We start from the raw sequence: 13,279 nt of genomic DNA on the forward strand, positions 1-13,279 counted from the left end.
TCTGAATCAGGATATATATCGGCTTTGTGGTCTCCTCGAATAGTGTGCAGTCCTGAAGCGGCCTCTCTTCCCGAGCCAGGCCTGCCCAGAAGATCAGAGGCTTCTCGCTCATTGCCGGGCTGATGCTGGGAGTGTGTGATGTTTGAGAGTAAATACATTAAGCCATCCGAGTGTCATAGGAGGGAAATCGATTCTTAAGTAAATTACTTATTTTTAATAAGTATCAAAGCTTAGCGAAAAGTTTTATAAATACAGAGGTGTGTAGAACATATGCTCAAAATCATGATCATATTCATGTTATTGACCTTGATCGGCTCTCCCATGAATACCCCGCCTCTAGACCATGCGAGCGTAAATAATACGAGTGTTATTATAAATAATACAAATATGAGCAATATAAGTGTAAATAACACGAGCATAAATAAATCGCTTTTTAACAACTCTTATATTGACGATACTCAGCAGGGCGAGCAGATAGTGGACATAAGGCACTTAAACTGGTTTAAGAAACCCACAAAACCAAATGCCGCATTGGACCTGAAGCTGACCTTGGAGAACATCAAGAGGGAGTATCTCATGAGTGTAGTAGAATCGTTTTCGGCAGAGAAAGCAACACTGGGGGATGATCTATCCAGTCGCTTCATCCCCCCGGTTATAGATATGAGACCGGAAAGCCGCCCCAAGCATGATATGAAAGATCCGATGGTTGAACCAAAGCCCAAAGAGCCCTTCGATGAATGGGACCCATGGCTGCTGACACCTCCTTGGGAGACTGAGATGAATGGAGAATACTCTGGCCAGGTCAGCATTGAGGAGCAGTCCATGTCTGTCTTCCGAATATACAGTTGCTAGATGAAGAGCCTGGCTACTGCCAGGGTATACATCAACCTGTATTTGAGGAGAAAGAAAGTGACAGGGCCCTCGCTGCTCCTCCAGACAGCATGGGAGCACTGTTTATCCCGCCTTGTGTCTTATGATGAGATTGTTATGCAGGCCCCACTACAAAGATCCCAGTCTCACCATTAAAGCGCACTGGCGAGCGGCTTTATCTCATATACATCCAGTTGCCTTTGGATGGTAAAGAGATGGTTGCCCATCTGATGGCTCTTAAGAAGGGAGTTGCCCACATCCTTGGGCAGGTAAAACTCCTCATCTCCAAGCTTCACCCGGAAGAACTTCCTGCTCTTGCCCAGCTCCATGCCGCTGTATCTGCCTGTGACCTTCTCGCCGACCTTAAGAATTCGAGGCTCCATAGATCTCCACCTTTCTGATTTCACCTTTCTGATTTCACCCTTCTGATTTCACCTTTCTGATTTCACCCTTCTGATTTCACCTTTCCGATTTCACCCTTCTAATTTTGCCTTTTTGACCATTATAATTAGATCCTGCTACTACTTCTATCTTCCGATTGAATGATGTAGGTAACGATCAGTGGGCATATGCCGCCCTACTGTGACCCTGGCGGCAGCCAGCATAGAGCCGCTGCCTGCTGCGCCCGGCGCTCCTCCCCAGGCGCCCTCTGGCAAAGGGAGACTGATGCTGCTCCCTTCCCTGCCAGCTCCTCCCAGGCGGCCTGGTGACATCGGGACCGTCTCATTTCCCCTTATTTATCGATCGGATCTGCGGTACGGCAGCCCATCTGATCGGTGGCTTGGCGACAGTCCGGCGGAAGGATATGAAGGGCCTGGTCGGGGAATAAAATGCTCAATAGTAGTTTGAATAGCTCAATTTATCTCCAAATTCGTTAATTTCTCTGTTGATACTATCACAATTGTCGATACCACATCATATCGCCCGGAGGCGATCTGGCCGCCGGATGCCGCTTGCTTGGAGGCAGCCTGGGTATACTTTTGGATTAAATTAATATACCGAACCGGAGAGGCATATCATAACCATTAGGAGGGATTAATTTGGCTGAGATGAGAAATTTCGCCCTGAGAGATGTTCAGGGAAATGAGATCGGCGTCTTTACAGGAAAATCGCCCAGACAAGCGGCACTGAAAGCAGCCAACCGCGGCTACACTGAGATCAAGCTGCGAGAACGGGGCACAAAGAAGGTGCATATCTTCTCGGGAGAGAGGGTGCAGGTGGACAAGCCACAAGGGGCCCCTGCCTGGATGCCAGACAAGATCTGGAAGCCGAAGGTGAGGAAGATAGGCATTGAAAAGCTGGATGAGGTCTAGAGCCATATGGAGCAGAGTGCAATCCTGCTCCATTTCCTCCCAACACCCCTAAGCCTCCACCCGGCCCTGCCCTAAGGCACCAGGCGCCTTCGATCTCTGGGAAAGATCACTGCATCGCGAATGTTCTCCAGTTTTAGCATAGTCATCACCAGCCGGGAGAGGCCCAGCCCCCAGCCGGCATGTGGCGGCATACCATAGCGAAATGCCTTCAGATAGAACTCAAATCCATCCGGGTCCAGGCCCTTCTCCTTTATCCTCTCCACCAGTTGGTTGTAGTCGTGAACCCTCTGTGCCCCGCTGGCCAGCTCCATCCGGGGATGCATGAGATCGAACCCCCGGCAGACCTCTGGCCTCTCCTCATAAGGCAGGGTGTAGTAGGGCTTGATAGAGGAGGGCCAGTCGATCAGGAAGTAATGCTCTCCTATGCTCTCTCCTAAGAACCTCTCAGTCTCTGTGTCCAGATCATCGCCCCATTCCATATTGGAGTCTGCCTTCTCTCCGGCCAGATCCAGGGCCTCAGTATAGGTGATCCTCTTGAAGGGGAGGCTGGGCACCTCCAGCTCCAGGCCGAGGAGGGCAAGCTGGCGGGAGCAGTTCTCAGCCACATATCTATAGGCTCCGGCCACAGCCTCCTCCAGTATCTCCATCACATCCCTATCATTAGCAAAGCTGACCTCAAGGTCGATGGAGATGGCCTCATTCAGATGGCGCCTGGTGTCATGCTCCTCTGCCCGAAAGATGGGGCCGATCTCATAGACCCGGTCCATGCCCGCTCCCATCAGCATCTGCTTGTAGAGCTGGGGGCTCTGGTTCAAGAAGGCCTCCTTCTCAAAGTAGCTGATGGGGAATAGATCCGTCCCTCCCTCAGTGGCCGCGGCCACTATCTTTGGGGTGAAGACCTCAATTGCTCCCTTTTGGTAAAAGTAATCGCGAAGGCTATGCAGGACAGCACTCTCGACCTCGAAGGTGGCCAGTACAGAGGGGCGGCGGATGTCCATGAACCTGGAATCAAGGCGGGTGTCCAGCTCGCACTCCACCTTCTCTGTGGGATCTAAAGGCAAGGGAACCTGAGCAGAGCTTAAAACCTGGATCTCAGTGGGGAGTATCTCATATCCACGAGGCGCTTTGGCCTCAGCTTTCACATTCCCCCGGACCATGACCACACTCTCCCGGCTGATGGAGCGTGCCGCCTTGAAGACATCCTTTCCCAATAGCTTCTTGATCAGGGTTATCTGGGCTATGCCCTCCCTATCCCTGAGCACCAGGAAAGCTATCCCTCCCAGATCCCTTATCTCATGGGCGAAGCCCGCCAGCGTTACCTCTTTGCCGTCCAGTTCTGCAGATATCTGGCCTGAATAATGAGTTCTGAGGATCAATTCATCTCACGACTGCCAGAAGGAATTCCTGATATAAAAGCAGTCTGATCTACTGCAGCCACTGACAGAGAATAAGGTCAAATAATATTAATGGGATAGGAGAATATGGAATAGGAAGATACGGAATAGGAAGATATGGAATAGGAAGATATGGCACAGGGATATATGCCATACACAGAGGAGATCAGAGTATAACAGCCCGGTATGACCAAGACCGGTATTCCAGAAGGCAAGAACAGAAGCCCTCGACTAACATGGATCGATCACGAGGTGAAGGGTTTGAATCCTATTGAAAGAATGCCCACAGGAGTTGCAGGCCTCGATAATATGATCGAAGGCGGCTTTCCAATACCCTCTATCATATTGCTGGCAGGGGATACTGGAACTGGCAAGACCACTCTTTGCACACAATTTCTCTTCAGGGGAGCTGAATCTGGAGAGCGAGGGTTATGCTTTTTGACCTTTGGTGGGCCTCTTGACATCCTGCAGGATTTCGCATCAAGCTATGATTTTGTGAAAAGGAGATTTTTTGGTGCCGAGATCTGTTATGTAGAGCTGGGGGGGTTGCTTGAAGAGGAATCAGAGGGGAAGAGATCGCAAGCAGTAATTGAGGAATTCGAGACACAGATCAATAAAAGCAATCCTACACGAATTGTCATCGAAGGCTTATCCAAGCTGGAAGACGCCCTCAAAGAGGATTATTGGCGCTTTCTCGTCAAGCTATCCCATCTGCTTAGAGCGAAAAGGGTGGTTGCGCTCTTAGCGGAGGACTCGCTGCCCGGAAGCCTTTATCCCCCTCGCATTGCTGAGCTGGCAGATGGAATAATACTGCTGAAGAACGAAGAAATAAACTTAACAAGAAGGAGATACATAGAGGTCCTTAAGATGTGTGGCACATCCCATCATCTTGGGAAGCATGCATTGGATATATCTGCTAGAGGGATAATCATCTATCCGGGATTGTAGCTATGCTCTCATTAAACGACCTGATCGGCCAGAGGGATTTCTGGGTTTTCGTTTTCATCCTGGGAGGGATGCTGTTCAACTGGCCCCTGCTGGCCTTGGCCGATGGCTCAATTCTTCTCGGCGTGCCTGCAATACTGATCTACGTAGCAGCCATCTGGCTGTTGATCATCATTCTGCTTTACTTATTTGACCGGGGGAATTCTGATTGATAGTCCAGAATGCTGCCCTAGTGGTCATGGTGCTTTATCTGCTCTTCCTCTTCGCCATCGCCCGCTTCTCAGACAGAAGAAAGCTAGAGGGCAGGAGCATTGTCAGCAATCCCTACATCTACGCCCTCTCCCTCTCGGTCTATGTATCCGCCTGGACCTTTTACGGCTCAATAGGCAGAGCAGCATCAACCGGCCTGGAGTTCTTGCCTATATATATCGGGCCGCTTCTGGCAATGACACTGGGCTGGGTGATCATACGAAAGATGATCCGTGTCTCCAAAGAGCACCGGCTGACCTCCATCAGCGACTTCCTGAGCTTTCGCTATGGCAGAAGCTATGCCATAGGGGCTGTGGTTGCTCTGCTGAGCCTGATCATGGTGACACCCTATGTCGCCTTGCAACTGATCGCCATATCCACCTCCTTAGAGACCCTGGCCGGAAGTCATGTCCTGCTCAACTTCTCCTGGGAGAGCACCCTGGTGGTGACACTGCTCTTGGGGATATTCGCTGTGATGTTCGGCGCCCGCCAGCTAGATCCCATGGAGAGGCATGAGGGATTGATCGCCGTGGTGGCATTCGAGTCCCTGGTGAAGCTGGTGGCATTTCTGGCAATAGGGCTCTTCGTGGCGTACGGCATATTTGAGGGATATGGAGATATCTTCAGCCAGATGGCAGAAGAGGCCGTTCGCAATCCACATTATGCCGAACTGATGGATGTTCAGTAGCCTCTGTGGTTCTCTCTTGTCTTGATCTCCTTCTTCGCCATCCTGTTCTTGCCCAGGCAGTTTCACGTCATGGTGGTAGAGAACTCAGATGAAGGGCATCTGAAGAGGGCTATGTGGCTGTTTCCTCTCTACCTTCTGCTGATCAATCTCTTTGTCCCCGCCATAGCCTGGGGAGGGTTGCTCCTCAACACCCCCGGGCCGAAGGACAACTTCATCCTGACCATACCGTATATACACAATCAAGATCTTCTATCTATGCTGGTCTTCATCGGCGGAGCATCGGCTGCAACCGCCATGATCATGGTGGAATCCGTAGCTGTAGGGACCATGCTCCTCAATAACCTGGAGCTGCCATACATCCTGCGGCGAATCGAAAAACAGAAAAGCCTGGCCAATGTCCTTCTCAACATCAAGAGGCTGAACATATTTCTGGTGGTCATCCTGGGATACCTTTACTCGCAGGTTGCCGCCTACCATATTCTGGCGGATATCGGCATCGTCTCATTTCTTGCCGCCAGCCAGCTTGCTCCTGCTGCCCTCGGAGGGCTGTACTGGAAGAGAGGGAACAGGAAGGGAGCACTGGCAGGACTGATCTCAGGATTTCTCCTCTGGTCTTATACCGCTCTCATCCCCACCATCAGCGGAGAAAGCCGCATGCTCTCCAGTCTGATCCAGGATGGTGCCTTTGGCCTGGCCATCCTCAGACCCACAGATCTATTCTGCCTGGGCCTGGACCTGTGGACCAATTCTGTCTTCTGGACCCTGTTCGCCAATACCAGCCTGTACGTCCTGGTATCCCTCCTCACCACTCCCAGCCCCGAGGAGGCAGAGATCGCCAACTCATTCCTAGAAGGGGGCAAAAAGAGGGTAACAGAGAGCCAGGAGCTGCCTGCTATATCCAAGAGCATGCCCTATGGGACGATCGATGATCTGGAGACGACTCTGGCCAAGTATATAGGAGAGGAGAGGGCAAAGCAGCAGGTCGATTTATACCTGGGAGAGCTGGGAACCAGCCGAAGGGCTGTAAATGCTCTTCAGCTTCAGGAGCTGTGGGATCAGTTCGAAAAGATTCTCACCGGCTCATTGGGCCCCTCCGCCACCAGGATGATTGTAGAGGATCAGGTGCCGGTAAAGCCGGTAGTGGAGGAGACAAAAGAGACCCGGCCCAGCTATGAGTTATCCATGGGCAGGGCATATGTCGTGCCTGACATTGCTTATGAGGTATTTACCGACCAGATCACCCATGGAGTGGAGGGGTTGTGCATCACTCACTTCTCGCCAAATGATGTAAGGCAGCGCTGGGGGTTCAAGGAGACGCCCATCATCAAGCTCTCCGATGAGAGGGGCAGCGATCGATATATCTCACCCCGGAACCTGCCCCTCCTTTTCATGACTATAAAATCCTTTGTCGACTCCAGCAGAAATAGCATTGTTCTAATCGATAGCATAGAAGAGCTGATAGAGGAGAACAAGGGCAAGCTGCCGGAGAGAGAGATGCTGGACTTCGTCTATCAGATGGAGATGTTGAGCAGGAGAACCCGCCTGCTGCTGGCTGAGAGGCAGCAGTTCGTGCACACCGAATTAAAATCAAGCATCAATGAGGCAAAAGAACTGATATTCATCCTCGGTCCACTATCTGCGTACCTCTTCCGCGTCTTCTCTGAGGTCATGCTGTCCACGCTGAGTGAAGGAACGAGAAGGGAGGTGGTGATGAAGGCCAATGAGCTGATAGCAGCAGGCGGCTTCTTTGAGGTGTCCTTGAGGAAGGGCGGGCCCTCTGATGAGCCGGGCCCGGCCTGCGAGCCGGATATGCGTGATGCTCTGACCCTATTCGTCACCCTCGATATCAGGCCCGACCTGGTGCTGACCAAGCATGCCTTCTTCCTCGCCCTGCGCAGGCTGGACAGGATCATCAGGAGCTACGATCCATCCTTCGATATTGCGGCCACATTGGCTGAGATGATGAAGAGCTATGGTAGAAGCCCCTATGAGCTCTCCCTGATTCCCGGGACCACTTATATAATCGAGGAGGAGAAGCCCAAGAGAAGCCTGGAGGTGTTCAGCGAGCTGGTGGCCCACGGCATGGAAGGGTTATGCCTGAGCCGCCATAACCCTGAAACCCTCTATGAGCGATACGCCATTCCCCCAGAGACAGTCATATGGCTCACCCAGAAGAGCGAGCCAGAATACAGGACAGTGGATCCAACGAACTTTCCCAGGTTGAGCAGCATGCTCTCTGATTTTCTGGGGCGGGCCGATTATCCTGTTATTCTGCTGGAGGGAATGGGCTATCTCATCACCCAGAGCAACTACGAGACTGTGCTCCGCTTCATTCAGTCCCAAAGGGATGAGATCGCCCTGAAGAATGCCATAATGCTGGTTCATATCGATCCCCTGTCATTGGACACAAAAGAGCTGCATCGCCTGACCAGCGAGATGGAGCCTTGTGAACTATCGCGTCCAGAAGGGCGCGGCTCCCCCCCTCATCACTAAGGCTTGCATCACTGATATGTGGTGCGGCTGTTTTGGGCGCTATGGCGGCTACAGAGGAGGAAGGATGGTTCCTGGGCAAGGGCACGGGCGATTATGACCAATTGTCGCTCTCCGCCGCTGATCTAGGTGTAGGGCCGGGATGCCAGGTGGAGGGCTCCTACCATATCCAGAGCCCTTTGCGCCCTCTCGATATCCACGGCCCCGGGCTGGGTGAGCACTGAGAGGTGAGGCATCCTTCCGGTTAGAACTATGTCCAGGGCGGTGAAGGGAGGCGATTGCCTCTGATTCTGCAGGACATAGCCCATGAGCCCTGCCAGCTCCATCTGCCCCATCCAGGCTGCCAGCCGCAGCAGGCGAGCCGGAGAGATCACAGTGCTCTAGACATCCGGGTGATCTGCGCCATAGCCCAGGATCCTTGAGGCCATCAGATCGATGAGCTGCACCGCTATTGTGAATTGATGCCTCAGATCGATTCTGGAGTTGATTGTATATTCTTTAATTTTATTAATATATAAAAAAAATAAGGTTGGAGTCCCCCATTCAGGGCTTGTACCGGTACTCCTCTGTCGGGAACTGGGCTTTGGTTGTGTTCCACTCCGGCTTCATGGTGGAGATGGACTTCTCCCGGCAGGTACAGTCAAAGATCCCCTTCCAGCTGGCATATTGAGCATCGAAGTTAAATGACGGGAGGTCGAAGAAGCCACCCATACAGCAGGGGAGCCAGTCCACCTGAGAGCTCTCTTTGCCCTTGGTGATCTCCAGCTTCATCGTCTTTTGCACATGGAAGTCGCCGATGTAGTCATTTTGGACCTCGATTATGGGATCGAATGTATTTGGCTTGGTCTTGGTCTTTGCCTTGGAAGTCTCCTTGGGGCTTACCTTGGGGCTTAAGAGAAGCTCGCCGATGTGAAGAGTACCTTGGGTGATATCATCATCTATCCTCATGCTGAGAATGCCCTTGCCATCGGCCTTATCTGTGGGTCCCGTGCAGTTGATATCCACAGCGATGTCCCCTTTCAGAGCATGAGCATACTCCACCTGGCGGTGCATTGATGCCGCCTCCTGATAGCTCTTGGCCACGGTCTTGTCCTTGATAAGAGAATTGTAATGAATGGGATTGGCAGCATACCAGCCTGTGCCGTAGGCGAATGTGGTTGGCGACTGGATGTTGTCATACTGCCTGGTGTAGGTGACAATGCTGTTTGCCCCCTTCTCCACCGTTTTCATCGTTCCATCATAATCCAGGACGCGGTAGGAGCCGCCGGTGGTCTTCTGCTCGGAGTTCAATACATCGGCCATGTCCGCAGTGCCGCTGCCGTGGTAGTACTCCAACAGGGATAAGTTATTTGTATTTACACTCTTATATTCTACAGCAAATCCCTGCCCTGTGACATCATCTGTCATCTCGTGCTTGTACTTGATCGCTTCTCTCCCTGGATTCATATCAGATTTTCCCGCCCAGGAAGTACCTGTAATTAACAGCAGAAAAATTAATACTAATCCAATCTTTGCTAATACTTTCCTAATACAATTCCCTCCTTTATTCGTACATTTCCTGCTCGCACTTGTGTTTATTCATATTTAGTCTTTTCTTTGTATTAATATGTCCCGTCATATTTAGTTATTGGTGCACGAGTGTTAAAAATATTTTGGCAGGCAGGAGCTGCCAGCCCCCCCTGTATTGATTTATAGGGAGTGACATCCATCCCTTCCCCCTGTCCAGGAGACGAATGCATCTCCCAGCAAATCGGGCGTTCTCAATCGATCACTTGATTATTCCCTTCTGAATCAGGACAAATGGCGTCGTTATGCTGTCGTCCCAATTATCGATGTCGGCATGATATCCATCCCTTATCCTGACCTCTATCATGTATATGCCCGCCTTTCCAGAGCTTGTATCCCAGGTCCAGACCCCGTTTGTCGTCCAGTCGGTCATGGGCTCCCATTGCTCCTCTGTAGAGGGTCCTTTGAGGACATAGCGGTATAGAACTGTATCCCCGTCCGGGTCGGCCGCCTTTGCCGTCCAGGTCACAGATACGCCCTTATCCTGCGGGCTTTGTCTGTCCGATTTCAGGCTGCTCAGCTTAGGCTTGGAGTTCCATTTCGAGCTGGCGGAGATGCCCGCATTCTCGCTTATGACATACTCGGCACTGATGTGGCTGTCATGATTCCAGGGGGGGGCATGCCGTCCATCTCTTATACGCATATCGATTACATTGATCCCGATGTCTATAGAGCTGGTCTCCCAGGTCCAGGTATTGTTCTTGCTCCAGGTGGTCATCGGCTTCCAGGCATTCCCGGTCATCGGCCCATTCAACCAGAACTGATAGTATAGCTCATCTCCATCTGAGTCGAAGGCATCGCCGGTCCAGAAGACCGATGAGCCAGCGGCAAGAGGTCCCTCCTGATCGACGGTCAAGCCCTTGGCCACAGGCGGCTGGTTCATGGCATCTGATACCACTGTTGATATGGGCTGTGCGGCTTCAGGAGTCCGGGCGAATATGATATCCCTGGTGGTTATCGCCTGGGCAGAGCCGATAAATAATGCTATCAGCAAAGCTGATACCAAAAATATCCTGCAGTAATTTCTCTCCTTCTCATAATTCACGTTTAATCCCCCTTTAATTGCTCCAATCCATTATACATATCATTATAGTTAAATTTTTCTGATTGCCTCCCGAATTCCCGCCTCCGCTCTCTTTGAGAGCAGCCAGTCTTCGACAGGCACCTCTCCCATGAATTCGGAGAGGCTACTAAAAAATAAGTCTCAGTCCAGCCACTTGTAGCCAGGATCTTTTATCCGGTTGAAGTTTCGGATGATGTCGGCTGCCTCCTTGCGGCTGATGCTGGCATCCATCATCTTGGAGCAGATGACTCTGATGGCAGCCTTCTGCGCCTTGATCTCTTCATCATCCCCCGGCTGGGAGTTCAGCCCAAAGCTTTGGAAGAGATGCTCCTTCTCATCCAGATGAGAGCTCCGGCCCCACTTCATGAACATCTTCGCTGCTCTGTCGAGAAGATCCTGATGGAACGTCTGGGGGAATATATATCCTTCTATCTGTGCCTGGAATTCATCTCTCTTCATCATGACCACCCTTTGGCTGTATATGCTATTGGATATCCATGATATAAGAGACTTGGATCCTATATCACGCCAGACCCACCGGGCTCAGACCTCTGTCTTTCTACCAGAACTCCCTCTTCCGGCGCATGAAGAGGAAGACGAAGAACGGCACCCCCAGAAAGGCGGTCATTATTCCCACCGGCAGGATCACTGGAGCGAGAATGGTTCGGGCCAGGGTATCAGCCCCCAGGAGGAGGAGAGCCCCCACCAGAGCTGAGGCGGGAATCAGGAACCTGTGATCGCCTCCTATCGCCATCCGGGTGATATGGGGAGCGACCAGGCCGATGAAGCCTATGGTGCCGGTGAAACAGATCACCGAGGCGGTTATGAGCGAGACCAGCATCATGCTGACCACTCGCGTCCTCTCCACATTCACCCCCAGGCTCTTGGCGGTCTCATCCCCCGTCCCCATGGCATTTATGTCCCAGGATTTGATGATGAGATAGGGAAGGCAGATGGCTATGATGGCGCTGACTATCCAGACCTTCTCCCAGGAGGATCGGCCTAAAGAGCCCATCGACCAGAAGACCACCTCCTGAACCTGCTCAGCATGGCCCACATATTGCAGAAATGAGGTCATGGCACTGAAAAGGTATGAGATGGCAATTCCCGCCAGGATCATGGTCTCAGGGGTGATTCCCTTGTATTTTGCCAGTCCATAGACCGCCCCCGCAGCGAGAAGGGTGAAGATGAAGGCATTGCCGATGATCAGCCACTCCCCGCCCACAAATCCCGCCCCCATGATTATCGCCGCCGCCGCTCCAAAGGAGGCTGCGGAGGAGATGCCCAGGGTGAAGGGGCTGGCCAGGGGGTTTTTGAGGATGCCCTGCATGACTGCACCGGCGATGGCCAGGCCGATGCCCCCCACAATCCCCAGAAGGATTCTGTGCAGCCTCAGCCCCCAGACGATGGTCTCTGAGAACCAGGTGGTCTGGAAATGCTGGGGAAAGAACTTTGCCAGGATGGTGGAGTAGACATCAATCACGCTGATATCCGCCGATCCCCGGGTGGCGGCATAGCCTGCCAGCAATACAATGCCCAGAGCGAGAAGGAGAAGAAAGAGGAGCTTCCTTCCGATGAACCTCTGGTACTCCGCCCTGAGCTGCTGGGCAGGCGTCGCCTTAGGAATGGCCGTCCGACCGGCGCACAGCCCCTCTTTTGTCTGAGATCCGGGCATCGGCCTCATGCCCCGGGATGAGGGATGGACGCTCTATTCATAACAGCAACCCCGACCTCATCATGCCCTGCTCCTTCGAGGACAGCCTTGCTCTCACCAGATCCTATCATCAGTATCATGCTGCTGGCTTATGTCGATATTAATAAGCCTTTTGGTGATCGTGTTACGACATCACAATCTACCTCCAAGCACAGCAGCTCAGATATCTCTTCAATGCTCATCTCCCAGACGATGAGCCCTTCGGATTGACCTCCCCTGCCAGGTTGCCCATCTCCTGCTCTCTCTGCCTTCCACAGAGTTCAGAGCCGGTCATCTCAGCTGTATACGGCCGGTTTAACCCTTCCCGTTGCCAGGCAGGCCTTGCCCATCATCCTTCTATTACAAAACCAGGGCATATGCTCTTATGGCCAATGCGCCTGATATCATATCTGCTCTTCTTCAGGAGGGCTCTCCTCAGGAGGGCTCTCCTCAGGAGGGCTCTCCTCAGGAGGGCTCTCCTCAGGGCTGCATCTCAATGGGAGGTACAAGAGCACATCCTCATCGGGAATGCAGGCCACAGATAGGCCGCGCCCCTGCAGAAGAACAAAGACCGCCTCCATCAACTGCAGGATGCATTGGTTGTGCCTCTCCACGCATATGCCTTTGAAGTCCTCAAAGCCTCCTGTGACCAGGTCCTCTCCGAACTCCATCTGGGGAAGGTTCACCTCCAACTCCGTCAGCTCCTCCAGGCACAGACCGCTCTCTGTGGCCACCCGGTCCAGCATCTCCAGGTAATCATCGTAGTCCATGGCATAGACCACTCCCCGGACCTGGCCGGATTGATCCTCCTTCGATCTGGCCATATAGAGGGGCAGGCCTGATATGTCGACCTCCTCAGGCCGCTTCCCGCAAGCGATCTCCTCTGCCGCCCTCTGCATTACCCTGAGGATATCATCCAGGCCCTCCAGGACCTTGGCGGCCACGGCATCCAGCTCCTCTCTCCCTTTAGCGGTAGTCATTTGTACCACTCCATCCAGTATGCGGCAT

The 13,279-nt window shown here is 52.5% G+C and carries 15 protein-coding genes; 7 read left to right on the plus strand and 8 right to left on the minus strand.

Going from position 1 to position 13,279, the window contains the following annotated elements; genetic code table 11:
• Positions 1-270 precede the first annotated feature (270 nt).
• Positions 271-852, plus strand: coding sequence for a hypothetical protein (locus tag IPI63_RS05160; RefSeq protein ID WP_292477058.1), 582 nt, complete (start codon positions 271-273; stop codon positions 850-852).
• A 170-nt stretch (positions 853-1,022) separates the two neighbouring features.
• On the opposite strand, the gene IPI63_RS05165 is transcribed toward IPI63_RS05160, so the two are convergent.
• The gene (locus IPI63_RS05165) at positions 1,023-1,253 is read right to left on the minus strand and encodes a hypothetical protein (protein WP_292477060.1); all 231 of its coding nucleotides are present in this window, start codon (positions 1,251-1,253) and stop codon (positions 1,023-1,025) included.
• Between the two features lie 186 nt (positions 1,254-1,439).
• On the opposite strand from IPI63_RS05165, the gene IPI63_RS05170 reads away from it, so the two are divergent.
• Both IPI63_RS05170 and IPI63_RS05175 read left to right on the plus strand, forming a co-directional pair.
• Entirely contained in the window at positions 1,440-1,580 is a 141-nt protein-coding gene (locus IPI63_RS05170; RefSeq protein WP_214064512.1) for a hypothetical protein, read from the plus strand.
• 330 nt (positions 1,581-1,910) lie between these two features.
• Positions 1,911-2,183: a non-histone chromosomal MC1 family protein gene (locus tag IPI63_RS05175; RefSeq protein WP_214065197.1), complete on the plus strand. Its 273-nt coding sequence runs from the start codon at positions 1,911-1,913 to the stop codon at positions 2,181-2,183.
• Positions 2,184-2,254: 71 nt separating this feature from the next.
• On the opposite strand, the gene aspS is transcribed toward IPI63_RS05175, so the two are convergent.
• Positions 2,255-3,559 carry an aspartate--tRNA(Asn) ligase gene (aspS, locus tag IPI63_RS05180; protein ID WP_292477062.1) on the minus strand — a complete coding sequence of 435 codons (1,305 nt, stop codon included), beginning with the start codon at positions 3,557-3,559 and terminating at the stop codon, positions 2,255-2,257.
• 204 nt (positions 3,560-3,763) lie between these two features.
• On the opposite strand from aspS, the gene IPI63_RS05185 reads away from it, so the two are divergent.
• Genes IPI63_RS05185 through IPI63_RS05200 form a run of 4 tightly spaced genes read left to right on the plus strand, consistent with a single transcriptional unit; the run spans position 3,764 to position 7,952 of the window.
• Positions 3,764-4,525 (plus strand): ATPase domain-containing protein, encoded by a 762-nt coding sequence (locus IPI63_RS05185; RefSeq protein WP_292477064.1) that lies wholly within the window; start codon positions 3,764-3,766, stop codon positions 4,523-4,525.
• A gap of 2 nt (positions 4,526-4,527) precedes the next feature.
• Positions 4,528-4,734, plus strand: a complete 207-nt coding sequence (locus IPI63_RS05190) for a hypothetical protein (RefSeq protein ID WP_214065194.1) — start codon at positions 4,528-4,530, stop codon at positions 4,732-4,734.
• Positions 4,731-5,459, plus strand: a complete 729-nt coding sequence (locus tag IPI63_RS05195) for a hypothetical protein (RefSeq protein ID WP_292477065.1) — start codon at positions 4,731-4,733, stop codon at positions 5,457-5,459. The genes IPI63_RS05190 and IPI63_RS05195 overlap by 4 nt, the downstream gene beginning before the upstream one ends.
• A gap of 21 nt (positions 5,460-5,480) precedes the next feature.
• Positions 5,481-7,952: a DUF835 domain-containing protein gene (locus IPI63_RS05200; protein WP_292477067.1), complete on the plus strand. Its 2,472-nt coding sequence runs from the start codon at positions 5,481-5,483 to the stop codon at positions 7,950-7,952.
• 122 nt (positions 7,953-8,074) lie between these two features.
• Here the strand turns inward: IPI63_RS05200 and IPI63_RS05205 are convergent, their stop codons facing one another.
• The 6 genes from IPI63_RS05205 to IPI63_RS05230 all read right to left on the minus strand — a co-directional run bounded on the left by IPI63_RS05205 (position 8,075) and on the right by IPI63_RS05230 (position 13,251).
• On the minus strand, positions 8,075-8,323 hold the full coding sequence (locus tag IPI63_RS05205) for an ABC transporter ATP-binding protein (RefSeq protein WP_292477069.1): 249 nt from the start codon (positions 8,321-8,323) through the stop codon (positions 8,075-8,077).
• A gap of 169 nt (positions 8,324-8,492) precedes the next feature.
• Complete coding sequence (locus IPI63_RS05210; RefSeq protein WP_292477070.1) at positions 8,493-9,395, minus strand: hypothetical protein; 903 nt, start codon at positions 9,393-9,395, stop codon at positions 8,493-8,495.
• Between the two features lie 322 nt (positions 9,396-9,717).
• Complete coding sequence (locus IPI63_RS05215; protein ID WP_292477072.1) at positions 9,718-10,509, minus strand: hypothetical protein; 792 nt, start codon at positions 10,507-10,509, stop codon at positions 9,718-9,720.
• A gap of 210 nt (positions 10,510-10,719) precedes the next feature.
• Positions 10,720-11,040, minus strand: coding sequence for a hypothetical protein (locus tag IPI63_RS05220; protein WP_292477074.1), 321 nt, complete (start codon positions 11,038-11,040; stop codon positions 10,720-10,722).
• A gap of 97 nt (positions 11,041-11,137) precedes the next feature.
• Complete coding sequence (locus IPI63_RS05225; RefSeq protein WP_292477075.1) at positions 11,138-12,253, minus strand: iron ABC transporter permease; 1,116 nt, start codon at positions 12,251-12,253, stop codon at positions 11,138-11,140.
• A 422-nt stretch (positions 12,254-12,675) separates the two neighbouring features.
• A complete protein-coding gene (locus IPI63_RS05230; protein ID WP_292477077.1) occupies positions 12,676-13,251 on the minus strand; it encodes a hypothetical protein in 576 nt (191 codons plus the stop codon).
• Between the last annotated feature and the right edge of the window lie 28 nt (positions 13,252-13,279).

The organism is Methanothrix sp. (assembly GCF_016706325.1).
Lineage (GTDB): Archaea > Halobacteriota > Methanosarcinia > Methanotrichales > Methanotrichaceae > Methanothrix.